Genomic DNA, 21,991 nt, shown 5'->3' on the forward strand with positions numbered 1-21,991 from the left:
TTGTGTGGGAGGCGTTCTTTAAGGGGTTGGGGTCTCCCCCCCCCCGTTTTGTCTGATTTTTGTGGTTTTTTCTGCACAACCTTTTTTTTCGTCTGGGGAGGGTCGGGGCGGGCCCCCCCCCCCCCCCCCCCCCCGACGCGCGTTTCCGGGGCCCGGCCTCAACGCCCCTTCCCCGCAAGCCAGTACGCGGTGTGGCCGGCCGCCGGCCGACGGGCCTCCACCCGTACGGGTGGAGTCGCGGGTGTGCCCCCGGGACGGGATCCACAGCCGGGTTCGATTCGGCGCCGTGCGCGGGGCGTGACACGATGTGGTCATGGCTTTTGAATCCAGGGGGGCCTCGGCGCTGACGGGCCTGTTCCGGTATCCGATCGTGCAGGCCCCCATGGCGGGCGGCACCTCGTGCCCGTCGCTCGCCGCGGCCGTGTCCGAGGCCGGTGGCCTCGGATTCCTCGCCGCCGGGTACAAGACGCCGACGGCGATGCGCGAGGAGATCGCGCGCACGCGTGCCCTGACCGACCGCCCCTTCGGTGTGAACCTCTTCATGCCGCAGCCGCCCGTGGCCGACCCGGCTGCCGTGGACGCGTACGGGCAGCGCCTCGCGGGCGAGGCCGCCCGGTACGGGGTGCCGCTCGGCGAGCCGGACCAGAGCCGCGACGACGCGTACGAGGCCAAGCTGGCGATCCTTCTGGAGGATCCCGTTCCGGTCGTTTCCTTCCACTTCGGCTGCCCGGAACCCGAGGTCTTCGCGGCGCTCGCCGAGGCCGGCACGCTGACCGTGGTGACGGCCACCTCGGCCGCCGAGGCGCTGGCCGCGCAGCGGGCTGGCGCCGACGCGGTCTGCGTCCAGGGCGTCGAGGCCGGCGGCCACCAGGGCACCCACCACGACGACGCGGGCGCGGACGGGACGGGCCTCGGTCTGCTCACCCTCCTCGCGGAGGTCCGCGACGCGGTGACCGTCCCGCTGATCGCGGCGGGCGGCCTGATGCGCGGCGACCAGATCGCGGCCGTCCTCGCGGCGGGCGCGTCCGCGGCGCAGCTCGGCACGGCGTTCCTGGTCTGCCCGGAGTCGGGCGCCCATGACCTGCACAAACGGGCCATGACCGATCCGCAGCTCACCCGCACCGAACTGACCCGGGCCTTCTCCGGCCGCCCCGCGCGCGGCCTGGTGAACCGTTTCATCCGCGAGCACGGCCCGTACGCCCCGGCCGCGTACCCGCAGGTGCACCATCTGACGTCCGGTCTGCGCAAGGCTGCCGCGCAGGCGGGCGACCACCAGGCCATGGCCCTGTGGGCGGGCCAGGGCCACCGCCTGGCGCGGGAGCTTCCGGCGGGACGGCTGGTGGAGGTCCTGGCCGCCGAACTGGACGTGGCACGGGCGTCGTTGACGCGAGGCAGTGAACTGCGAGGGAGCGAGACATGACAGCACCGGTCTTCCTGGTCGAGGAGGACTCCCTGACGGGCGTCTTCCCCGGTACGGTCTTCCCCCTCGACGGCCCGGAGGGGCGGCACGCGGTCTCCGTCCGCCGGCTGCGCGTGGGCGAGGAGATCGTCCTGACGGACGGTGCGGGCACGGGCGCCTTCGGCACCGTCGCCGCCGTCGAGGGCAAGGACCGCCTCGACGTGGCGGTCACCTCGGTCCGTGCCGAGCCCCTGCCCCAGCCGCACATCACGGTCGTTCAGGCCCTGCCCAAGGGCGACCGGGGCGAGTTGGCGGTCGAGACCATGACCGAGACGGGCGTCGACGGGATCGCCCCGTGGTCGGCGTCCCGGTGCGTCACGCAGTGGAAGGGCGAGCGCGGGCTGAAGGCGCTGGGCAAGTGGCGCGCGACGGCCCGAGAGGCCGGAAAGCAGTCGCGCCGCCTCCGATTCCCCCCGGTGTCCGACCTCCTGACGACGAAGCAGGTCTCCACCCTGCTCGCGGACGCCGCGTTCGCGGCGGTCCTCCACGAGGAGGGCAGCAGCGCCCCGCTGGCCACGGCCTCGCTCCCGCAGACGGGCAACATCGTCCTGGTCGTCGGCCCGGAGGGCGGCGTCTCCCCGGAGGAACTGGCCGCCTTCGCCGAGGCGGGCGCGAAGCCGTACCGCTTGGGCCCGAGCGTGCTGCGCACGTCGACGGCGGGCACGGCGGCGACGGCACTGCTGCTGGGCCGGACGGGACGCTGGTCCTGAGGGCCGTCGGATCGTCCCCCCAGCGCCGGGCAGCCGGGTGAACGGCTGAGCGGCGCTCGACAGCCCCGGCGGATCCCGGCAGCCCCAGCCGACCTCGACGGATCCTGACAGCCCCCGGCGGCCGGTCCGGCCCCGCCGGGCGGTCCGATGTGACCGAAAGTCGATCGCCGTCGTGCCCCGGTCTCGCCCGGAATCCTTCCGGCCGGGATGCTTGCGGCCATGGCACAGCTCAGCTCCCGGGATTACGAGCGCATGCTCGACCTTGTCGTCGCGGTCCTCGAGAGCGACGACCCGGACGCGTTATGGCACCTGGTCGCCGGTCACCTCCACGAGGCCTTCGGCTGCGACACGGTGCTGTTCGCGGGGATCGACCTGGCGGAGCGGGCCGGACGGGCCGAGGGGTGGGCGCCCGAGCGGATCGGCCATGCGGTGGAAGACCTCATCGCGCGGCGCATTCACCAGCACCATCCGCTGCTTCCCTATCTCAGGGCAGGTGAACGGCAGCCGGTGACCATGAGCCGGCTCTGCGAGCGGTGGCGCCACTCCCAGTGGCGCAGCGAAGCGCTCCGCGACTTCGGCACCACGCACCAACTGGGGCTGCCGATGCCCGGCGGGGCGAACGTGCTGCGCACCGTCTCCCTCGGGCGCAAGGGGGAGTTCACCGAGCAGGAACTCGCCTTCGCCGCACGGATCCAGCCACTGCTCGGCAGCGTCGACAGCCATGTGCGGGAGTTGCGCCGACTGCGCGAGGCCGCCGGTCGGGGACTCGTGGTCGCGGACGCCGACGGGCATGGGCTGACTCCTCGTGAGTTCACCGTTCTCGGGCTCCTCGCGGAAGGACTCACGGCCGAGGTGATCGGCCAGCGTCTCACCATCTCCCCGCACACGGTCAACCGGCACCTGGAGAAGATCTACCGCAAGCTCGGCACCAACAACCGCGTCTCCACGGTATCGCTGGCGAGGCGGACCGGGCTCGTGGTCTGAGTAGGAAGTTCTTCCTATGGCGACGCGCCGGGGGCGTGGCCATGCTCGGAAGGCAGAGGGAACCGACGCCGGTCACGGGGGAATCGGCGTCGGCCGGGGCCCGGCTTCCGGGCCCCGGGGCGGGGCGGGAGCCGCTTGGCCACCGGGTGGCCTGACGCGTTCTTCCGCGCCGCCCGCCCGAGTGGGAACCTCCCTCTATGAGGGCATTGAGGCGACTGCGGGGTCGGCGGGTGCTGTCCGCGGCGGGTGCCGCGGCGTTGACGGGCACGGCGGTCGTGGCGCTCGCCGCCTGTCAGCCCTCCGACGCGCTCGACACGGGTACCGTCTCCGTGGTCACCGATCAGCTGGCCACCCGGCAGCTGGAGCGTGAGCACATCCCCGTGCGCTGGCTGACCTGCACAGGCAAGGCAGAGACCGACGGCAGCACGGACAAGGACGGCAAGCGCAAGGTGACGGCCGTGGGCGTCGACTGCCAGGGCAGGACCGACAAAAACAAGAAGATCATCGCCTTCGGCAGGATCACCGGCATCAACGGCCAGTCTTGCGTCACGGGCTCGCTGACCGTGAAGGTCGACGGGAGGACCGTCTTCGCGGGCGGTGTCCTCGGCGACTGCGGACAGGCCGGCGGCGGCCAGGGCAAGCCCCCACCGCCCCCGTCCCCGACGTGCACCGACAAAAAGGGCGACGGCGGACACGGCGAGCACCACGGCGGCGGCCAGGGTGGCAAACACGGCGGGAACGAGGGCTCCCCGCAGGGAAAGTAGGGCCCCGGAAGTCGAGAGCGCCGATGTCGGCCCCGCCGACGTCGGCACGTCCGCGCCGGGCACGGGGCCGTCGCCGTCCGAGGTCGGCCCGGTAGCATCCGGACCGTACGAGCCGACGACCCGGGAGGAGCCCACCGGTGGCGGGAGAACCGCAGGCCGATTGCCTGTTCTGCAAGATCGTGGCGGGGGAGGTGCCGGCGACCGTCGTACGGGAGTCCGACACCGCCGTCGCGTTCCGTGACATCAATCCCCAGGCGCCCACCCACGTCCTGGTGATCCCCAAGGTGCACTACCCGGACGCCGCCTCCCTGGCGGCGGCCGAGCCGCAGATCGCCGCGGACATACTGCGCGAGGCCGGTGAGGTCGCGGTGCAGGAGGGCGTGGACGAGAAGGGCTTCCGCATCGTCTTCAACACCGGCGCGGGCGCCGGGCAGACCGTCTTTCACGCGCACGCCCATGTGCTGGGTGGCCGGGGCCTCAACTGGCCCCCCGGCTGACCGAACCACCCGGCACGACACCGCACCCACGGAACACCCACGAAAGCAGCCCCTTGTCCGTACGCGAACTCGTCGTCCTCGGCACCGCCAGCCAGGTGCCCACCCGGCACCGCAACCACAATGGCTACGTTCTGCTCTGGGACGGCGAGGGCCTGCTCTTCGACCCCGGTGAGGGCACCCAGCGGCAGATGCTGCGCGCCGGAGTGGCCGCGCACGACCTGAACCGGCTGTGCGTCACCCACTTCCACGGCGACCACTCCCTCGGCCTCGCCGGGGTGATCCAGCGGATCAACCTCGACCGGGTGCCGCACCCCGTCACCGCGCACTACCCCGCGAGCGGTCAGCGGTTCTTCGACCGGCTGCGGTACGCCACCGCCTACCGCGAGACGGTGAAGCTGCGCCAGGAGCCCGTCTCCGGGCCCGGCGGAGTGCTGGCCGCGGCCCCCTCGTACACGCTGGACGCGCGCAGGCTCTCGCACCCCGTCGAGTCCTACGGCTACCGCCTGGTGGAGCCCGACGGCCGGCGGATGCTGCCCGCGCTGCTCGCGGAGCGCGGGATCGGCGGGCCGGACGTGGGCCGGCTCCAGCGCGAGGGCGTGGTCGGCGGGGTGACGCTGGACGAGGTGAGCGAGGTGCGGCCCGGGCAGCGATTCGCGTTCGTCATGGACACCCGGCTGTGCGACGGCGTGTACGAGCTGGCCGAGGGCTGTGACCTGCTGGTCATCGAGTCCACATTCCTCGACGAGGACGAGGGGCTCGCCGTCGAGCACGGCCACCTGACGGCCGGCCAGGCGGCTCGGGTCGCGGCGGAGTCAGGCGTACGGCATCTGGTGCTGACGCACTTCTCGCAGCGGTACGCCGACCCCGCGGTCTTCGAGCAGCAGGCCCGGGCGGCGGGTTTCGAGGGTGAGCTGACGGTCGCCCGGGATCTGATGCGGGTGCCCGTGCCGAAGAGGCGGTGACGCCTGTGCCTTCGGCTGAGCTCAGCCACGCTCAGCCTGCCCGGCGTTTGAGGACGCGCCCGCAGGGCGCCGGCCGCCGCGGGCGGCGAGACGGGTGCCGGTAGCAGAACAACCGCCGATGTCGGCCGCACCACCGCTGCGCGGCGGTTTCCTCAATCGCCGGACGGGCCGAGTTTGGGCTGAGCTCAGCCCAAAACTCAGCCCGTCCGGCGATTCGTCGGGCCCGAACCCTACGGGAGGTAGTACATCGGGTTGGGGATCTTGTAGGTGCGGTCGGCGTGGCCGCCCTTCAGGTCGCTGTACTGGTCGCCGAAGTTGGCGACGATGTCGTACCCCTGGGACTCGATGTGCTTCCGCGTGCCCGCCTTGTACTCGACCGTGGTGCACGTGGCACCGCAGGGCAGGTAGGCCGGCGGGTTCTGCTTGTTCTTCAGGAAGAAGTGCGCGGGGTCGGCGACGGGCTTGTAGCCGACGTTCTTGAGGTTGCGCGCGCTCCACTCGCGCTGGTGCTCGGCGCGCCCGGTGACGTAGAAGACCTCGATGCCCTTGGCCTTGGCCCAGTTGACGAGCTTCGGCATGCCGAAGACCGGGGACATGTCGGTGGACTTCAGATAGGCGTCCTGCGACTCGGGCGTGAAGTGGAAGCCGACCTGGAGCTCGTAGTTGTACGACAGCAGGGTGGTGTCGTCCAGGTCCAGAACGATGGCGGGCTTGGCCTTCTTCCCCTGCTTCATCCCCTTGCCGTTCTTCACGACGCTCTCGAGGTGGGCCTTGGCCTTCTTCTCGATCTCCGCGACCTGCTTGGCGTAGTTGCTGTCGGGCGAGGCGTAGTGCTGGCCCGCCGCGTCGACAGTGTCGCCGTAGTACGCCTTGATCTTGTCGGTGACCTTGGTGAGGTTCGGGATCTCCTTGTCCGTACGCGGCGCGGCGTGGTCGGCGGAGGCCGCACCGGCCGCGAACAGACCGGCGCCGACGGCCACGGCGGCGGTGGCGGCCGCGATGCGGACGCGCTTCGAGGAAGAAGAAAGGGTCACGTGCGGGCTCCTGGAGAACAGGTGAGCGAGGGTGGTCGAACAGTTGTCTACGCGCGCAGACCGCTGCCGTCAATCTACGCGCGGAGACTGTGGTCGACCGGCGGGGATGACGGCACGTCAGTACCCCTCCGGCGGGCCGCTTCCGCTGCGCGTACGGTGTGGACTGACCAGCGATGAGAAGGGGACCCGCCATGGCGCAGGAAGTACGTGGAGTGATCGCACCCGGCAAGAACCAGCCGGTGCGGGTGGAGACGATCGTCGTGCCGGACCCGGGACCCGGCGAGGCCGTGGTGAAGGTGCAGGCGTGCGGCGTCTGCCACACCGATCTGCACTACAAGCAGGGCGGCATCAACGACGACTTCCCCTTCCTCCTCGGCCATGAGGCGGCGGGCGTCGTGGAGGCCGTCGGCGAGGGCGTGAGTGAGGTGGCCCCCGGCGACTTCGTTATCCTCAACTGGCGGGCCGTCTGCGGCCAGTGCCGGGCCTGTCTGCGCGGCCGCCCGCAGTACTGCTTCGCCACGCACAACGCCAAGCAGAAGATGACCCTGACCGACGGTACTGAGCTGTCCCCGGCGCTCGGCATCGGCGCGTTCGCCGAGAAGACACTGGTCGCCGCCGGGCAGTGCACGAAGGTCGACCCCTCCGTCTCCCCGGCGGTCGCCGGACTGCTCGGCTGCGGGGTCATGGCGGGCATCGGCGCGGCGATCAACACCGGACAGGTCGGCCGTGGCGACTCCGTCGCCGTCATCGGCTGCGGCGGCGTGGGTGACGCGGCCATCGCGGGCTCCCGGCTGGCGGGGGCGGCCCGGATCATCGCCGTCGACATCGACGACCGCAAGCTCCAGACGGCCCTGACCATGGGCGCCACCCACACGGTCAACTCGCGCACCACGGACCCCGTCGAGGCGATCCGCGAGCTGACCGGCGGCTTCGGCGCCGATGTCGTCATCGAGGCCGTCGGCCGCCCCGAGACGTACGAGCAGGCCTTCTACGCCCGTGACCTGGCCGGCACCGTCGTCCTGGTCGGCGTCCCCACGCCGGAGATGAAGCTGGAGCTGCCGCTGCTCGACGTCTTCGGCCGCGGTGGCGCGCTGAAGTCCTCCTGGTACGGCGACTGCCTGCCCTCCCGCGACTTCCCGATGCTCGTCGACCTGCACCTGCAGGGGCGGCTCGACCTCGGCGCGTTCGTCACCGAGACGATCGGGCTGGGGGACGTGGAGAAGGCGTTCGAGCGGATGCACGAAGGCGATGTGCTGCGTTCGGTCGTCGTGTTCTGATCACGGGAGCCCAACCGCCGGACGGACTGAAGTGAGCTCAGCTCCATCAAGCCCGTCCGGCGATTGAGGACGCGCCCGCAGGGCGCCCGCCGCCGCAGGCGGCACGGACGGCCCGCGGTCGGCACGACAACCCGCAGGCGGCACGGACGGCCCACCATCGGCAGGACAAACCGCAGATCCGCCGGACAGGCTTACGCCGGACAGGCGCGGTCCAGGATGCGGGCCGCGACGGCCGGGGAGTCGACCAGGGGGTGCAGGGCCATGGCGCGCAGCGCGGCGCCGTGGTTCTCGCCCACGGCCGCGTCGATGGCGGCCCGTTCGACGGCCTTGAGCTGGAGCATCAGCCCCAACTGGTCCTCACGCAAAGGGGCGCACGGCAGCGGCCGTGCGCCCCTCGCGCTCACCTCGCAGACCGTCTCGATGATCGCCTCGGGGTCCAGCGCCGGCACCGTCGTGCCGTTGCGGACGTTGAGGATCAGCCGGGTGCGCTCGTCCCTGGCGACCGCCCGCATCAGGGCCAGGGCCACCTGGTCGTAGCCACCGCCGTCCAGGTCGCAGGAGTCGCGCTGCCAGCCGCCGCTGGCCGCCCGGCTCTCGGCCATGTACGTCTCCTCGCGGTGCAGCCGGGTCCGCTCCCACAGCGCGTACGCCCGCTCCGGCTCGGCCGCGGCCGCCGCGAAGAAGCCGCCCTGCTGCTGGTCGAGGAACTCGCCCCGGGTCTCCGGCGACTCCAGCACCGCGTGCAGGGTCTCGCGGCGGAAGTAGTAATAGTGCAGGTATTCGTTCGGCAGCGAGCCGAGGGCCTGGAGCCACCGCGCGCCGAAGAGCTTGCCCTCCTCGAAGGAGGACAGGGCCGCCTCGTCCGCCAGCAGTCCCGGCAGCAGGTCCCGTCCGTCGAGCGTCAACCTCCGCAGCCAGCCCAGGTGGTTGAGGCCCACGTAGTCGAACCCGACCCGGTCCGGGTCGGCGCCCGCCGCCCGCGCGGCGCGCCGCACCAGCCCCACGGGTGAGTCGCAGATGCCGATCACCCGTTCACCCAGAACGGCCGACATCGCCTCGGTCACCATGCCCGCGGGATTGGTGAAGTTGATGACCCAGGCGTCCGGGGCGAGAGCCGCGACGCGCTCGGCGATGCGCAGCGCCACCGGGATCGTCCGCAGCCCGTAGAGCACGCCGCCCGCGCCGACGGTCTCCTGCCCCAACACGAGCTCGCCGAGCGGAATCCTTTCATCGCGCACCCGTCCGGCCGTGCCGCCCACCCGGATCGCGGAGAAGACGAAGTCGGCCCCGCGCAGCGCCTCGTCCAGGTCCTCGACGGCCGTCACGACGGGGGCGCCGGGGATGCCCTCCGCCTGCTCGGCCAGCACGGTCGCGATGACCTTCAGTCTCGCGGAGTCGGTGTCGTACAGCGTGAGTTCGGTGCAGCGTCCCGGTGCCTCGCGTCGCGCGTCGTCCAACAGGGCCCGGTGCACCAGAGGCACCCGGAAACCGCCACCGCCGAGAATCGTCAGCTTCATGGCCCGGAACGTATCGCAGCATCGGGCAGACTGTCGGGACCCGCACCCCGTGAAGAGGAGCAGCGAGCGAGCATGACGATTTTCTCGCCTCATGCGGCACCGCAGACGGCACTGTCCGGCGAGCGTTCCGAGGTGTTCGAGGGCGCAGCGCCGGTCCTCGACCCGCTGGCCGAGGTCCGGGCGGAGGGCGACCCGGAGACCGACGTCTATCTGACCGGGACCGTCTTCCTCGACATCATCTTCACCGGCCTGGACTCCGCCCCCGTGCGCGGCACCGAGTCCTGGGCGCGCGGCATGGGCTCCAGCCCCGGCGGCATCGCCAACATGGCCACCGCCCTCGCCCGGCTCGGCCTGCGGACCTCGCTCGCCGCCGCCTTCGGCGACGACATGTACGGGGAGTACTGCTGGGAGGCGCTCTCCCGCGGCGAGGGCATCGACCTGGGGCTCTCCCGCACGGTCCCCGGCTGGCACTCCCCGGTGACGGTCTCGATGGCCTACGAGGGCGAGCGCACGATGGTCTCGCACGGCCACGAGGCCCCGCCGCCCGGTGAGGGCGGCGTGCCCGCTCCCGAGTGCCCGCCGCCCGCCCGCGCCTGCGTGGCGCTGCTGGTGCCCGGTCGGCAGGAGGAGTGGATCGGCACCGCGGCCCGGCGCGGCAGCCGGGTCTTCGCCGACGTCGGCTGGGACGAGACCGGCCGCTGGGACCCCTCGGACCTGGCCGACCTGGAGCACTGCGAGGCGTTCCTGCCCAATGCCGAGGAGGCCATGCGCTACACCCGGACCGACTGCCCGCGCGCCGCCGCCCGGGCACTGGCCGAGAAGGTGCCGCTCGCCGTCGTCACGATGGGCGAGCGGGGCGCCTTCGCGGTGGACAGCCGCACCGGGGAGAGCGCCGAGGTGCCGGCCATCGCCGTCGAGGCGCTCGACCCCACCGGCGCGGGGGACGTCTTCGTCGCGGGGTTCGTGACCGGCACGCTGGCCGGCTGGCCGCTCGCCGACCGGCTGGCCTTCGCGGGACTGACCGCCGCCCTGTCCGTACAGGAATTCGGAGGGTCGCTCTCCGCGCCCGGTTGGGTGGAGATCGCCGCCTGGTGGCAGCACGTGCGGTCCTACGACGACTCCCCGTCCGCCCCGCGCCGCTACGCCTTCCTCGACGGCATCCTCCCCGCAGCCGCCCGCCCCTGGCCGCTGCGCCGGGCCGTGCCCACGCTGGGGTTCCGCCAGCCGTGAGGCGGCGGCCGCGGGTCCGCTTCGGCGGGCTCGCGGGGCCTGCGGTCACAGGCCCGCGAGGCCTGCCCCCCGTCCCCTGCCGGGCCTGCCGTAAAACCCCTCGGGTCGACCGGCGCACCGTCGTACCCTTGATATCCCAAGGATGTCCGGAGACATCGGGCGGATTTCGCTCGCTCCGGGCGCGTCGGATCGCAGGAAAAGAGGGGATGAGCAGGCCCGAGTGGCCGGCCCATGACTCAGACACCCACACGACCGCAGGCGACAGCCCGGTTCACGGTCCCGGCCAAGCACCCCATGGTGACGGTCCTGGGCTCCCGGGACGCGCTCCTGCGCGTGATCGAGAAGGCCTTCCCCCACGTGGACATCCACGTCCGGGGCAATGAAGTCAGCGCCGCCGGGGAGCCGCGGGAAGTCGCCCTCGTGCAGCGCCTGTTCGACGAGATGATGCTGGTGCTCCGCACCGGACAGCCGATGACGGAGGACGCGGTGGAACGCTCGATCGCGATGCTGCGGGGCGAGGGCGACGGGGACGAGACCCCGGCCGAGGTCCTCACACAGAACATTCTCTCCAGCCGCGGTCGCACGATCCGGCCCAAGACGCTCAACCAGAAGCGCTACGTCGACGCCATCGACAAGCACACGGTCGTCTTCGGCATCGGCCCCGCCGGCACCGGCAAGACGTATCTGGCCATGGCCAAGGCGGTCCAGGCCCTGCAGTCCAAGCAGGTCAACCGGATCATCCTCACCCGGCCGGCCGTCGAGGCGGGCGAGCGGCTCGGCTTCCTGCCCGGCACGCTCTACGAGAAGATCGACCCGTATCTGCGGCCGCTCTACGACGCCCTGCACGACATGCTCGACCCCGACTCCATCCCCCGGCTGATGGCCGCCGGGACGATCGAGGTCGCGCCGCTGGCCTATATGCGCGGCCGGACGCTCAACGACGCCTTCATCATCCTCGACGAGGCGCAGAACACCAGCGCCGAGCAGATGAAGATGTTCCTCACCCGCCTCGGGTTCGACTCCAAGATCGTCATCACCGGTGACGTCACCCAGATCGACCTCCCCGGCGGCACCAAGAGCGGTCTGCGGCAGGTCGTGGACATCCTGGAGGGCGTCGAGGACGTCCACTTCTCGCGGCTCACCAGCACGGACGTGGTCCGGCACAAGCTGGTCGGCCGTATTGTCGACGCGTACGAGCAGTTCGACGAGCGCAACGGAAAGTAAGTAATCGAAGCGATGGCAATCGACGTCAACAACGAATCCGGCACGGACATCGACGAGCAGGCGATCCTCGACGTCGCCCGCTACGCCTTGGCCCGGATGCGTATCCACCCGCTCTCCGAACTCTCGGTCATCGTCGTTGACGCCGACGCCATGGAGCAGCTCCACATCCAGTGGATGGACCTGCCCGGGCCCACCGACGTGATGTCCTTCCCGATGGACGAGCTCCGCCCGCCGGCCAAGGACGACGACGAGCCGCCGCAGGGCCTGCTCGGCGACATCGTGCTCTGCCCGGAGGTCGCGAAGAAGCAGGGCGAGGAGGCGCCGACCGGGCACTCCATGGACGAGGAGCTCCAGCTCCTGACCGTCCACGGCGTCCTCCACCTCCTGGGCTACGACCACGAGGAGCCGGACGAGAAGGCCGAGATGTTCGGCCTCCAGGCGGCGATCATCGACGGCTGGCGCACCGAGCGCGGGATCGAAGGAGCCTCCCCGGCTCCCACGATCACATGACCGGGCAGCTGATCGCCGCCGCGGTCCTGCTTCTGGTCGTCGCCTGGCTCGCCGCCTGCGCGGAGGCGGGCCTGGCCCGCACCACGCGGTTCCGCGCCGAGGAGGCCGTCCGGGCGGGCCGCCGCGGCAGCGCCAAGCTGATGGCCGTCGCCGCCGACCCGACCCGCTACCTCAATGTGGCGCTGCTGGTGCGCGTCGCCTGCGAGATGGCGGCCGGCGTCCTGGTGACGTACGTCTGCCTGCGCGAATTCGACAGGACCTGGCAGGCGCTGACCGTCGCCATCGGGGTGATGGTCCTCGTCTCCTACGTGGCCGTCGGCGTCTCCCCGCGCACCATCGGCCGCCAGCACCCGCTCAACACCGCGACCGTGTCCGCGTACGTCCTGCTGCCGCTCGCCCGGATCATGGGCCCGGTGCCGCGGCTGCTGATTCTCATCGGCAACGCCCTCACCCCCGGCAAGGGCTTCCGCATGGGCCCGTTCGCCTCCGAGGCGGAGCTGCGGGCCATGGTCGACCTGGCGGAAAAGGAATCGCTGATCGAGGACGACGAGCGCCGGATGGTGCACTCCGTCTTCGAACTCGGCGACACGCTCGTCCGCGAGGTCATGGTGCCCCGCACGGATCTCGTCGTCATAGAGCGCGGCAAGACCATCCGCCAGGCGCTGACCCTGGCGCTCCGCTCCGGCTTCTCCCGGATACCGGTCACCGGCGAGAGCGAGGACGACGTCGTCGGCATCGTCTACCTCAAGGACCTCGTCCGGAAGACGCACATCAGCCGTGACGCCGAGTCCGAGCTGGTCTCGACGGCGATGCGTCCCGCGGTCTTCGTGCCCGACACCAAGAACGCGGGCGACCTGCTGCGGGAGATGCAGCAGCAGCGCACCCACTGCGCGGTCGTCATCGACGAGTACGGCGGCACCGCCGGCATCGTCACGATCGAGGACATCCTCGAGGAGATCGTCGGTGAGATCACCGACGAGTACGACCGCGAGCTGCCGCCCGTGGAGGAACTCGACGACGACCGCTACCGCGTCACGGCCCGTCTAGACATCGGCGACCTCGGCGAGCTGTACGGCCTGGAGCTGGACGACGAGGACGTGGAGACGGTCGGCGGCCTGCTGGCCAAGTCCCTCGGCCGCGTCCCCATCGCCGGCGCCACGGCCGAGGTCGACCTCACCGCCGACACCACCGACCCCACGCTGCGCGCCCTGCGCCTGACCGCCGAATCCGCGGCGGGCCGCCGCAACCGCATCGTGACGGTCCTGGTGGAACCGGTCCGCACGCCGGAGCCGGCCGAGGACTGAGCGAGCACGACATAGCGACACCGATGCCCGGCTGCCCCTTGAGGCAGCCGGGCATCGGTGCGTTCGCCGGACGTCCGAAGTCAGCTGCCGTTGTACGAAACGACCTGCCCGTGCAGGCGCTCGGCGACGCGAGCCCCGAGCCCGTAGTCGCACAGGTTCACGGTCCAATTCCCGCCCGTCACCAGGGTGGCGGGCACCCCCTTGTACGCGATGGCCTTGCGCAGGGCAGCGTCCCGCTCGGCCCGAGTCGGGTACAGCGACAGCGTGGCGCAGTTCGGGGAACGTCCGACACGCTTGCCGGTAGTGCAGGTCAATACACCGGTGGGCCCTGTGCCGCGCTGCGTACAGCCGGCGGCGCTGTCCAGGTCGTCGGCGAGGGCATCGACGGACGTGTAGCGGGGAACGTCCGGGATCTTCGGTAGGGGGTAGTCGGGGATTTTCTCGCCCTCGGGTGGTAGGACGACACCGCGTAGGGCGGTGGCGATCTGAGGGGCGTAGCGGGGTTCGAGGACCCGGATGTACCAATTGCCTGCGGCCACGAGGGTGTGGCTGAAGGGGGGTTTACGGCGGGAGGCGATGGAGTTGCCGATGTCGTCGCGAGTGAAGACCTTGGGGTTGAGTGCGTGAATCTCGTTCTCGAATTTGATGCCCTGAAGTTCGGACAAGCACGTGAGGCTGGACCCACCGCTGCCGTCGCTCTGCGGGCGCCGGAGGACTCTGCAAGCAATGCCAGCCGAGTCGAGGGCACCCACGATGTCGTCAGCCGTGGTGAACCGAGGCGCCGCAGGCACGTTGCTGGGCATAGGTGTCGGTGGTGGCGGACCGCCGCCGTCCTTCCCTCCTCCGCAGGAGGTGAGAAGAACGGCTGTCGCCACGGCGAGCCATACGCGAATGGAGTTTTTCATGGATCAGCTGTCACCTGGGCGGAGTCGGGGCGGGGCCGGGAGCCGGAGAAGGGGTGCCGGGCTCGGGAGCGCCTGACCCGGTGCCGCTCGAAGGCCCACCGCCCACCTCGTATATCGGGTCGAGGCTCACGTGGTGCCCTTGAGGCGTCTGGCTTTCCAGATGCTTGAGTGCTTCGCGTCGCTGCTCATCGGTGAGAGCCTCCCAGCGCTGGGCGTCCTCGATGTGGGGCATCAATGCGTCCCAGTTCTTCGCGCGGTGGCGGATGGCCCCACCGCGTTCATCTGAGTCGTCGCCATATTTTTCGTTGGCCTCACGAACCTGGGGTGTGTCGGCAGCGTAGAGGATGAACAGCTGCTTGTCCGTCCCGGATCCGTAGGGGTTCTTCCTGAGGTCCTGGAGATGGTAGGCGCTCAGCCTGACGTCTTCGTTCGGGTTCTCCTCGATGTACTTCGTGAGTTCAGCGTCACTGAGACGGCCCAGATAAGTGCCTTGCACGGTGAACTCGTCCTGGTGATTACCAATGACCTGACGGGCGGTCTTCAGCTTCATATGCGTGATACCAAGCGACTTGTCCGGCTTGACGGTCTCTTCCAGAGACCAGTTGAAGACCCGCCCGGCACTCGGCAGGAAGCCACGCCCGTCCTTGTCGAAATTTTGGTACCACTGCTGCTCCTGCCAGAGAATGGCCAGAAGCAGAGTCTTACTCATCCCCGTCTCGCGGGAAGCACGGTCCACTGCCGCCAGTTGCGCGGCCGATACGTTGACGGGATGCAGGCCGCCCGAGCCGGCGGTCAGTCGCAGCGCGATATTGAGCGGGCTGCCGTCCTTGAGCGCCTGTTTGACGAGCTCCGGGTTTTTGATGTCCGTCAGGTTGCTGATGGCGCGGAGTGCGGCCGCTGCGGCGTTGTCGGCTGTCGTCGCCTTGCCCAGGGCGTCGGTGATGATGTCTTGGACGTGCCGGAGTTGTTGCGTAAGCGTGTCGTCACCGCCCGGGGGTGTGACGACGGGTTTGGTCGGCGCAACCCGGCCGCTGTCGTCGACGTGGAGTTCGTGGGAGCGCGCGTAGTCGAGGGCGCTGTTCAGATCCCGCTGGGCGGCCTCGATGGCGTCGGCCAGGTTGTCGTACACCTTGGTCAGGGCCCGGAGCGACAGGCCCGCTGCTTCGAAGTCGTCGGCGTGTTTGACGAAGACTCTACGAGCCTTCTCGCCTGTGTCGCCCACCCAGCACTGCTGGAGGGTGCGAGCCACGTCGTCGCGGGCCGCGATGCCGATCTCCTCGGAGTACTTGGCCGCGCGCAGTGCGTCGTCCGCGGCCTCCCGCCACAGGCGAGGCTGTGCGCTGTGCAGGTCCGGAACGGAAACCATCAGGCGCCTTCCAGTGCGTCGGCGCCCTTGCGCAGCGTCTCGGCTATGGAGGTGTCCACGCCGACGTAGTCGTCCATGGACTCCGTGATGGCTCCGGCGGCGGTCCGGGCGGACGCGCCCAGCTCGTGCAGTCGGTGGCGCCACGCCTTCACGCACGCGGCGTTCGGTGCTGCCACCGCCCAGCCGGAGTGGGCCTCTCCGGCGGTCGCGGGGTCGTCGAGCCTGATGCTGCTCTGCCCATTGGCGCTCTGTTCCTGGAACCTCGCCGCCACGCTCTTCGGCGTGGGCGGCTTGACCCCATAGCCCCCTAGTCCGTACATCGCACATCTCCCCCTCATTCGTCTGTCCGTTCGGCAGACTAGCCAAGGGTGCGGTCCGCGATCGTGGGGATTCTCGGTCGCCCTGATTGGGGGCGCGGACCGCCCGGCCGCGTCCGAGGCTGCCGGCACCGCCTCCGTGACGCCCGGTTTACTCTTGCGGGCCCGCTTCCCTCCGCTCACCTCAAGGAATCCCTGTGCGTCACCACCCGCGCCGTGGCGCATCCGCCGCCCTCGCCGCCGCCTCGGCCCTGCTGCTCGTCTCCGCCTGCGGCGGGGCGCCCGGCCGGGAGAGACCCACCGACGACGGGAGCCGGCCGGCGGCGACGCGCGAGGCCGCGAACGGTCAGGCGAACGGGACGCCGAAGGCCGAGCCCCTCACCCGCGAGCAGGCGAAGGCCGCTGTGCTCACCGCCAAGGACCTGCCCTCCGGTTGGAAGGTCATGGGCGACGTGAGCGACGCCTTCGGCCCGGGGCTGCTGCGGATCGGCACGACGGAGAAGAAGCCGTGCCAGCCGCTGTCGGCCCGGGGCTGCTGCGGATCGGCACGACGGAGAAGAAGCCGTGCCAGCCGCTGCTCGACGCCTTCGTCGGCCGGAGCGACGGCCCGAAGCCGGAGGCCCACGCCATGGCCGAGCTGGTCCAGGGCGGCGACGCCGGCTCCATGCTGGTCAACGGCGTCACCTCCTACCGCGAGTCCGACGCCATGAAGATCATGCGGGGCACGCTGGACGTCGACGCCTGCGACAGCTTCAGCGGCAAGCTCGGCGACGACCGCAGGGCCGACTTCACGGCCGAGCGACTGGATGTCCCCAGGACCGGCGACGAGTCGCGCGCCGTCCGGGTGACCGTCGCGGAGACCGCGAACGAGGCCAGCATGCAGCACGACATCGCGGCCGCCCGGGTCGGCGCGACGGTCGTGACCGTCGTGCGGACCAGCTTCAGCACGGCCGACAGCTCCAGCTTCGAGGACGCGCTCGCCAAGGTCGTCGAGAAGGTGAAGAAGGCGGAGAAGGCCGCGCGCCCGTAAGGCGTCCCGGCCCGGCGACCGGGGCCGGCTCCCCGTTCAATATGCTCCGCCGTATGACGGACAACGCCACGCTGGACCCCGAAGACCGCAAGCTGATCACGCTCGCCCGATCCACGCGCGCCCGTAACGCCGTGGCCGAGGGCGCCGCCGTGCGCGACGAGAACGGCCGGACGTACGTCGCCGGGACCGTCGACCTCGACTCGTTGAAGCTCAGCGCCCTGGCCACCGCCGTCGCGATGGCCGTGGCCAGTGGCGCGAAGTCGCTGGAGGCCGCCGTCGTCGTCTCCGAGGCCGAGGCCGCCTCCGAAGCGGACCGCGCGGCCGTCCGGGACCTGGGCGGGCCCGCGACGCCCGTGCTCCTCGCGGGCCCGGACGGGACCGTGCGCGCCGCCCTCACCGCGGGGTAGCCGGGCCGCTGGTCGGCGGGGGGCCGGGGATCGGGGAGAATACCGAGTATGGACAGTGCTGCCTCCCCCTCCCAGGCCCCTCACCGCGCGGGCTTCGCGTGCTTCGTCGGCCGCCCCAACGCGGGCAAGTCGACCCTGACCAACGCACTGGTGGGGACGAAGGTCGCGATCACCTCCAACCGGCCGCAGACCACCCGCCACACCGTGCGCGGCATCGTGCACCGCCCCGACGCCCAGCTCGTCCTCGTCGACACTCCCGGGCTGCACAAGCCCCGCACGCTGCTCGGCGAGCGCCTCAACGACGTCGTGCGGACCACCTGGGCCGAGGTCGACGTGATCGGCTTCTGCCTGCCCGCCGACCAGAAGCTCGGCCCCGGCGACAAGTTCATCGCCAAGGAGCTCGCGGGGATCAAGAAGACCCCGAAGATCGCCATCGTCACCAAGACGGACCTGGTCGACTCCAAGCAGCTCGCCGAGCAGCTCATCGCGATCGACCAGCTCGCCGTGGAGCTCGGCTTCGAGTGGGCCGAGATCGTCCCCGTCTCGGCGGTGGGCGACAAGCAGGTCTCGCTGCTGGCCGACCTCATCGCCCCGCTGCTCCCGGAGAGCCCGCCGCTCTACCCCGAGGGCGACCTCACCGACGAGCCCGAGATGGTCATGGTCGCCGAGCTGATCCGCGAGGCCGCGCTGGAGGGCGTGCGGGACGAGCTGCCGCACTCCATCGCCGTCGTGGTGGAGGAGATGCTCCCGCGCGAGGACCGGCCGGAGAACAAGCCGCTGCTCGACATCCACGCCAACGTCTACATCGAGCGGCCGAGCCAGAAGGGCATCATCATCGGCCCCAAGGGCGCGCGCTTGAAGGAGGTCGGCATGAAGTCCCGCAAGCACATCGAGGCCCTGCTCGGTACGCCGGTCTACCTCGACCTGCACGTCAAGGTCGCCAAGGACTGGCAGCGGGACCCCAAGCAGCTGCGGAAGCTCGGCTTCTGACTCTCATCCCACGCGTTACGCGCCTTCCTTCAGCACCAGCTGAATCAGCTCCCGCTGCTCCGGCGTGAGGTGCGGGTCGGCGCAGTGGATCGTACGGCTGTCCACCGTGATCTCGTAGTGGAAGCCGTCCGGCACACCGCGCGCGGTGGCACACCCTTCGGGGCCCGTGCCGAGCGCGCGGTGGGCCAGGGCCTTGACATGGGTCGCGTCGGGCCGGCCGGTCGTGTCCAGCTCGGCCCGGCGCTCGATACCGGCGAAACCGCCGGTACGGGTGATGGCAATCCGCATAACGCCATCCTTACCCCGTCCGCTCGTCTCTACGGGGCGGGGATCGTCTCTACGAGGTGGGGACCCCCACCTGTCCCCAGGCCTTGAGAACGGCCTCGAGTTCGCCCCCCTCGCCGAACCGGGCCCGCGCCGCCTCCACGGTCAGCCGCGCGAAGTCCTTGAAGTCGGCGTCCGAGGCCAGCTCGCCACCGGTCAGCGTGTCGTACCAGATGTGGCCCGCCCGCTCCCAAGCGTGCCCGCCGAGGGCGGTGGCCAGGAGATAGAAGGCGTGGTTGGGGATGCCGGAATTGATGTGCACGCCGCCGTTGTCGCGTGAGGTGCGTACGTAGTCCTTCATGGTGGCGGGCTGCGGGTCCTTACCGAGGACGTCGTCGTCATAGGCGGTGCCGGGCGCCTTCATCGAGCGCAGGGCCTCACCGCGGTCGACATTGGGGCCCAGCAGGCCCGCCCCGATCAGCCAGTCGGCCTGGTCGGCGGTCTGCCCGAGGGCGTACTGCTTGATGAGCGAGCCGAAGACGTCCGCGACGGACTCGTTCAGCGCGCCCGACTGGCCGTAGTACTCCAGGTTGGCCGTGTGCTGGACGACGCCGTGGGTCAGCTCGTGGCCGATGACGTCGACGGGGATGGTGAAGTCGAGGAAGAGGTCGTTGTCCCCGTCCCCGAAGACCATCCGCTCGCCGTCCCAGAAGGCGTTGTCGTAGTTCTCGCCGTAGTGGACCGTCGCGTTCAGCGGCAGCCCGGCGTCGTCGATGGAGTGCCGGCCGTAGACCTTGAGGAACAGGTCGAACGTCGCGCCGAGCCCCGCGTGCGCGCGGTTGACCGTGGCGTCCTGGGTCGGCTGGTCGCCCTCGGAGTGCACCTTCCGGCCCGGGATCGTCTCCTGGTGCCCGGCGTCGAAGATCGTGCGCTGCGGGGTGTCGGAGGGGGTGCCGAGCGGGGCCGCGACACCGCGCAGGGCGGTGATCCGGCGGCGGGTGCGCTGGAGGGAGTCGTGTTCCAGAGTGCGCCGCGCGGGCCCGGAGAGCCGCTCGTCCTCGGACTGCGCGAGCTTGTCCAGCACGTGCGGCGGAACGATGGTGCAGAAGACCTTGTGAGGTGTGACGTCCATGGCCTGAATGTGGCACTGGGTTTCCGTCGTGTCACTCCTTGCGGTCATGATTAATGAAATCGAGTGGTTGGGCTCCTTTTGGGTGGCACGCCTTCCGGATCCCGTCCGCGGCACGCGGCGCATCCCGCATGCTGATACGGGGCCTGCCGGGACCGGCCATCTCGGTTAGTGTGCTGTGCATCATGCGTTACGGGCTGCTTCTTCTTAGCTGCCGCGGCGAGGGTCTGTAAGTCGTAGGCCGACCCCCTCCCCGCGGAGTTCGGTGGTGCGCCATCCCGCCCCCCGTCGGCCGCTCGTTGCAGCGGACACATGAGGAGCCCTACGCAGATGACCGAGATTTCCGTCGGCAGGCCCACGCCCGTCACCGCGGCCACCGTGACCCAGAAGCCGTCCGGGATGCCGATCCACAAGTACGGCCGCTACGAGGCCGTGGACATCCCCGACCGCACCTGGCCGGACAACCGCGTCACCGCCGCCCCCCGCTGGCTCTCCACCGATCTGCGGGACGGGAACCAGGCGCTGATCGACCCGATGTCGCCGGCCCGCAAGCGCGAGATGTTCGACCTGCTGGTCCGCATGGGCTACAAGGAGATCGAGGTCGGCTTCCCCTCCTCCGGGGCCACCGACTTCGACTTCGTGCGGTCGATCATCGAAGAGGGCGCGATCCCCGAGGACGTGACGATCTCCGTCCTGACCCAGGCGCGCGAAGAGCTGATCGAGCGGACCGTCGAATCGCTGCGCGGTGCGCACCGCGCGACCGTGCATCTGTACAACGCCACCGCGCCCGTCTTCCGCCGCGTCGTCTTCCGGGGCTCGCGGGAGCAGGTCAAGCAGATCGCCGTGGACGGCACCCGGCTGGTCATGGAGTACGCCGAGAAGATCCTCGGCGACGGGACCGCGTTCGGCTACCAGTACAGCCCGGAGATCTTCACCGACACGGAGCTGGACTTCGCCCTGGAGGTCTGCGAGGGCGTCATGGACGTCTGGCAGCCCGAGGCGGGCCGCGAGATCATCCTCAATCTGCCGGCCACCGTGGAGCGGTCGACCCCCTCCACCCACGCCGACCGCTTCGAGTGGATGTCGCGGAACCTGTCGCGGCGCGAATTCGTATGCCTGTCGGCGCACCCGCACAACGACCGGGGCACGGCCGTCGCCGCCGCCGAGCTGGCGATCATGGCCGGGGCGGACCGGATCGAGGGCTGTCTGTTCGGGCAGGGCGAGCGGACCGGCAACGTCGACCTGGTCACCCTGGGCATGAACCTGTTCAGCCAGGGCGTGGACCCGCAGATCGACTTCTCGCAGATCGACGAGATCCGTCGCACCTCCGAGTACTGCAACCAGATGGAGGTCCACCCGCGCCACCCCTACGCGGGCGACCTGGTCTACACCGCCTTCTCCGGCTCCCACCAGGACGCCATCAAGAAGGGCTTCGACGCCATGGAGGCCGACGCGGCCGCCCAGGGCAAGACCGTGGACGACATCGAGTGGGCCGTGCCGTACCTGCCCATCGACCCCAAGGACGTCGGCCGCAGCTACGAGGCCGTCATCCGCGTCAACTCGCAGTCCGGCAAGGGCGGTATCGCCTACGTCCTGAAGAACGACCACAAGCTGGACCTGCCGCGCCGGATGCAGATCGAGTTCTCCCGCACCATCCAGGCCAAGACCGACGCCGAGGGTGGCGAGGTCACCCCGCAGCAGATCTGGTCGGTCTTCCAGGACGAGTACCTGCCCACGCCGGAGAACCCGTGGGGCCGTATCGCCCTGCGCGACACCCAGACCTCGACGGCCGGCGACGGCGTCGACTCGCTGACCGTCGAGGCCGTCCTGGACGGCCGGGACACCGTGCTGACGGGTACGGGCAACGGCCCGATCTCCGCGTTCTTCGACGCGCTCGGCTCGGTCGGCGTCGACGCCCGTCTGCTGGACTACTCCGAGCACACGATGAGCGAGGGCGCCAGCGCCCAGGCCGCCTCGTACATCGAGTGCGTGATCGACGGCGTGGTGCTGTGGGGCATCGGCATCGACCCCAACACCACCCGTGCCTCGATCAAGGCCGTCGTCTCCGCGGTCAACCGTGCCTACCGGAAGTGACCTTGGCCTGATCCCGG

Annotated in this window: 22 protein-coding genes; 15 read left to right on the forward strand and 7 right to left on the reverse strand. The window is 70.6% G+C overall.

The window, feature by feature from the left end; translation table 11 throughout:
- Positions 1-313 precede the first annotated feature (313 nt).
- From ACZ53N_RS09850 to ACZ53N_RS09875, 6 genes are all read left to right on the forward strand, one after another.
- Positions 314-1,420, forward strand: a complete 1,107-nt coding sequence (locus ACZ53N_RS09850) for a nitronate monooxygenase (protein ID WP_469140399.1) — start codon at positions 314-316, stop codon at positions 1,418-1,420.
- The gene (locus ACZ53N_RS09855) at positions 1,417-2,169 is read left to right on the forward strand and encodes a 16S rRNA (uracil(1498)-N(3))-methyltransferase (RefSeq protein ID WP_209514846.1); all 753 of its coding nucleotides are present in this window, start codon (positions 1,417-1,419) and stop codon (positions 2,167-2,169) included. The genes ACZ53N_RS09850 and ACZ53N_RS09855 overlap by 4 nt, the downstream gene beginning before the upstream one ends.
- 219 nt (positions 2,170-2,388) lie before the next feature.
- Positions 2,389-3,153, forward strand: coding sequence for a helix-turn-helix transcriptional regulator (locus ACZ53N_RS09860; RefSeq protein ID WP_469140400.1), 765 nt, complete (start codon positions 2,389-2,391; stop codon positions 3,151-3,153).
- Positions 3,154-3,350: 197 nt separating this feature from the next.
- A complete protein-coding gene (locus ACZ53N_RS09865; protein WP_469140401.1) occupies positions 3,351-3,917 on the forward strand; it encodes a hypothetical protein in 567 nt (188 codons plus the stop codon).
- Between the two features lie 137 nt (positions 3,918-4,054).
- Complete coding sequence (locus ACZ53N_RS09870; RefSeq protein WP_469140402.1) at positions 4,055-4,414, forward strand: histidine triad nucleotide-binding protein; 360 nt, start codon at positions 4,055-4,057, stop codon at positions 4,412-4,414.
- A 53-nt stretch (positions 4,415-4,467) separates the two neighbouring features.
- Positions 4,468-5,376 (forward strand): ribonuclease Z, encoded by a 909-nt coding sequence (locus ACZ53N_RS09875; protein WP_469140403.1) that lies wholly within the window; start codon positions 4,468-4,470, stop codon positions 5,374-5,376.
- Between the two features lie 230 nt (positions 5,377-5,606).
- On the opposite strand, the gene ACZ53N_RS09880 is transcribed toward ACZ53N_RS09875, so the two are convergent.
- On the reverse strand, positions 5,607-6,410 hold the full coding sequence (locus ACZ53N_RS09880; RefSeq protein ID WP_469140404.1) for an HAD family acid phosphatase: 804 nt from the start codon (positions 6,408-6,410) through the stop codon (positions 5,607-5,609).
- 191 nt (positions 6,411-6,601) lie between these two features.
- Here ACZ53N_RS09880 and ACZ53N_RS09885 point away from each other — a divergent pair, with 191 nt between their 5' ends.
- Positions 6,602-7,687, forward strand: coding sequence for an S-(hydroxymethyl)mycothiol dehydrogenase (locus tag ACZ53N_RS09885; protein WP_469140405.1), 1,086 nt, complete (start codon positions 6,602-6,604; stop codon positions 7,685-7,687).
- Between the two features lie 191 nt (positions 7,688-7,878).
- Here the strand turns inward: ACZ53N_RS09885 and ACZ53N_RS09890 are convergent, their stop codons facing one another.
- The gene (locus ACZ53N_RS09890; RefSeq protein ID WP_469140406.1) at positions 7,879-9,204 is read right to left on the reverse strand and encodes a family 4 glycosyl hydrolase; all 1,326 of its coding nucleotides are present in this window, start codon (positions 9,202-9,204) and stop codon (positions 7,879-7,881) included.
- Positions 9,205-9,276: 72 nt separating this feature from the next.
- Here ACZ53N_RS09890 and ACZ53N_RS09895 point away from each other — a divergent pair, with 72 nt between their 5' ends.
- The 4 genes from ACZ53N_RS09895 to ACZ53N_RS09910 all read left to right on the forward strand — a co-directional run bounded on the left by ACZ53N_RS09895 (position 9,277) and on the right by ACZ53N_RS09910 (position 13,472).
- Entirely contained in the window at positions 9,277-10,434 is a 1,158-nt protein-coding gene (locus tag ACZ53N_RS09895; RefSeq protein ID WP_432906725.1) for a PfkB family carbohydrate kinase, read from the forward strand.
- A 231-nt stretch (positions 10,435-10,665) separates the two neighbouring features.
- Positions 10,666-11,658, forward strand: coding sequence for a PhoH family protein (locus ACZ53N_RS09900; protein ID WP_469140407.1), 993 nt, complete (start codon positions 10,666-10,668; stop codon positions 11,656-11,658).
- Between the two features lie 12 nt (positions 11,659-11,670).
- Positions 11,671-12,168 carry an rRNA maturation RNase YbeY gene (gene ybeY / locus ACZ53N_RS09905; protein WP_130877678.1) on the forward strand — a complete coding sequence of 166 codons (498 nt, stop codon included), beginning with the start codon at positions 11,671-11,673 and terminating at the stop codon, positions 12,166-12,168.
- A complete protein-coding gene (locus tag ACZ53N_RS09910; RefSeq protein WP_469140408.1) occupies positions 12,165-13,472 on the forward strand; it encodes a hemolysin family protein in 1,308 nt (435 codons plus the stop codon). The genes ybeY and ACZ53N_RS09910 overlap by 4 nt, the downstream gene beginning before the upstream one ends.
- 80 nt (positions 13,473-13,552) lie before the next feature.
- Here the strand turns inward: ACZ53N_RS09910 and ACZ53N_RS09915 are convergent, their stop codons facing one another.
- The 3 genes from ACZ53N_RS09915 to ACZ53N_RS09925 all read right to left on the reverse strand — a co-directional run bounded on the left by ACZ53N_RS09915 (position 13,553) and on the right by ACZ53N_RS09925 (position 16,063).
- Positions 13,553-14,137: a hypothetical protein gene (locus ACZ53N_RS09915; protein WP_469140409.1), complete on the reverse strand. Its 585-nt coding sequence runs from the start codon at positions 14,135-14,137 to the stop codon at positions 13,553-13,555.
- Positions 14,138-14,387: 250 nt separating this feature from the next.
- Positions 14,388-15,743 (reverse strand): hypothetical protein, encoded by a 1,356-nt coding sequence (locus ACZ53N_RS09920; RefSeq protein ID WP_469140410.1) that lies wholly within the window; start codon positions 15,741-15,743, stop codon positions 14,388-14,390.
- A complete protein-coding gene (locus ACZ53N_RS09925; RefSeq protein ID WP_469140411.1) occupies positions 15,743-16,063 on the reverse strand; it encodes a hypothetical protein in 321 nt (106 codons plus the stop codon). The genes ACZ53N_RS09920 and ACZ53N_RS09925 overlap by 1 nt, the downstream gene beginning before the upstream one ends.
- Positions 16,064-16,568: 505 nt before the next feature.
- Here ACZ53N_RS09925 and ACZ53N_RS09930 point away from each other — a divergent pair.
- The 3 genes from ACZ53N_RS09930 to era are packed head-to-tail and all read left to right on the forward strand — an operon-like array spanning position 16,569 to position 18,487.
- Positions 16,569-17,090 (forward strand): hypothetical protein, encoded by a 522-nt coding sequence (locus tag ACZ53N_RS09930; protein WP_469140412.1) that lies wholly within the window; start codon positions 16,569-16,571, stop codon positions 17,088-17,090.
- A 53-nt stretch (positions 17,091-17,143) separates the two neighbouring features.
- Positions 17,144-17,497 (forward strand): cytidine deaminase, encoded by a 354-nt coding sequence (locus ACZ53N_RS09935; protein ID WP_469140413.1) that lies wholly within the window; start codon positions 17,144-17,146, stop codon positions 17,495-17,497.
- 48 nt (positions 17,498-17,545) lie between these two features.
- Complete coding sequence (gene era / locus ACZ53N_RS09940) at positions 17,546-18,487, forward strand: GTPase Era (RefSeq protein ID WP_469140414.1); 942 nt, start codon at positions 17,546-17,548, stop codon at positions 18,485-18,487.
- A gap of 15 nt (positions 18,488-18,502) precedes the next feature.
- Here the strand turns inward: era and ACZ53N_RS09945 are convergent, their stop codons facing one another.
- The gene (locus ACZ53N_RS09945; protein WP_469140415.1) at positions 18,503-18,775 is read right to left on the reverse strand and encodes a protealysin inhibitor emfourin; all 273 of its coding nucleotides are present in this window, start codon (positions 18,773-18,775) and stop codon (positions 18,503-18,505) included.
- A gap of 49 nt (positions 18,776-18,824) precedes the next feature.
- Complete coding sequence (locus ACZ53N_RS09950) at positions 18,825-19,883, reverse strand: M4 family metallopeptidase (protein WP_469140416.1); 1,059 nt, start codon at positions 19,881-19,883, stop codon at positions 18,825-18,827.
- Between the two features lie 327 nt (positions 19,884-20,210).
- Here ACZ53N_RS09950 and leuA point away from each other — a divergent pair, with 327 nt between their 5' ends.
- Positions 20,211-21,974, forward strand: a complete 1,764-nt coding sequence (gene leuA, locus ACZ53N_RS09955; RefSeq protein ID WP_469140417.1) for a 2-isopropylmalate synthase — start codon at positions 20,211-20,213, stop codon at positions 21,972-21,974.
- Positions 21,975-21,991 lie beyond the last annotated feature (17 nt).

The organism is Streptomyces sp. NPDC033229, from assembly GCF_055576875.1.

What these genes read in the sequence shown, in the direction of transcription:
- ACZ53N_RS09850 (WP_469140399.1), top strand. Translation starts at nt 314, where the DNA reads ATGGCTTTTGAATCCAGGGGGGCCTCGGCGCTGACGGGCCTGTTCCGG.
- ACZ53N_RS09855 (WP_209514846.1), top strand. Translation starts at nt 1,417, where the DNA reads ATGACAGCACCGGTCTTCCTGGTCGAGGAGGACTCCCTGACGGGCGTC.
- ACZ53N_RS09860 (WP_469140400.1), top strand. Translation starts at nt 2,389, where the DNA reads ATGGCACAGCTCAGCTCCCGGGATTACGAGCGCATGCTCGACCTTGTC.
- ACZ53N_RS09865 (WP_469140401.1), top strand. Translation starts at nt 3,351, where the DNA reads ATGAGGGCATTGAGGCGACTGCGGGGTCGGCGGGTGCTGTCCGCGGCG.
- ACZ53N_RS09885 (WP_469140405.1), top strand. Translation starts at nt 6,602, where the DNA reads ATGGCGCAGGAAGTACGTGGAGTGATCGCACCCGGCAAGAACCAGCCG.
- ACZ53N_RS09890 (WP_469140406.1), bottom strand. Translation starts at nt 9,204, where the DNA reads ATGAAGCTGACGATTCTCGGCGGTGGCGGTTTCCGGGTGCCTCTGGTG.
- ACZ53N_RS09895 (WP_432906725.1), top strand. Translation starts at nt 9,277, where the DNA reads ATGACGATTTTCTCGCCTCATGCGGCACCGCAGACGGCACTGTCCGGC.
- ACZ53N_RS09900 (WP_469140407.1), top strand. Translation starts at nt 10,666, where the DNA reads ATGACTCAGACACCCACACGACCGCAGGCGACAGCCCGGTTCACGGTC.
- ybeY (WP_130877678.1), top strand. Translation starts at nt 11,671, where the DNA reads ATGGCAATCGACGTCAACAACGAATCCGGCACGGACATCGACGAGCAG.
- ACZ53N_RS09910 (WP_469140408.1), top strand. Translation starts at nt 12,165, where the DNA reads ATGACCGGGCAGCTGATCGCCGCCGCGGTCCTGCTTCTGGTCGTCGCC.
- ACZ53N_RS09920 (WP_469140410.1), bottom strand. Translation starts at nt 15,743, where the DNA reads ATGGTTTCCGTTCCGGACCTGCACAGCGCACAGCCTCGCCTGTGGCGG.
- ACZ53N_RS09925 (WP_469140411.1), bottom strand. Translation starts at nt 16,063, where the DNA reads ATGTACGGACTAGGGGGCTATGGGGTCAAGCCGCCCACGCCGAAGAGC.
- ACZ53N_RS09935 (WP_469140413.1), top strand. Translation starts at nt 17,144, where the DNA reads ATGACGGACAACGCCACGCTGGACCCCGAAGACCGCAAGCTGATCACG.
- era (WP_469140414.1), top strand. Translation starts at nt 17,546, where the DNA reads ATGGACAGTGCTGCCTCCCCCTCCCAGGCCCCTCACCGCGCGGGCTTC.
- ACZ53N_RS09945 (WP_469140415.1), bottom strand. Translation starts at nt 18,775, where the DNA reads ATGCGGATTGCCATCACCCGTACCGGCGGTTTCGCCGGTATCGAGCGC.
- ACZ53N_RS09950 (WP_469140416.1), bottom strand. Translation starts at nt 19,883, where the DNA reads ATGGACGTCACACCTCACAAGGTCTTCTGCACCATCGTTCCGCCGCAC.
- leuA (WP_469140417.1), top strand. Translation starts at nt 20,211, where the DNA reads ATGACCGAGATTTCCGTCGGCAGGCCCACGCCCGTCACCGCGGCCACC.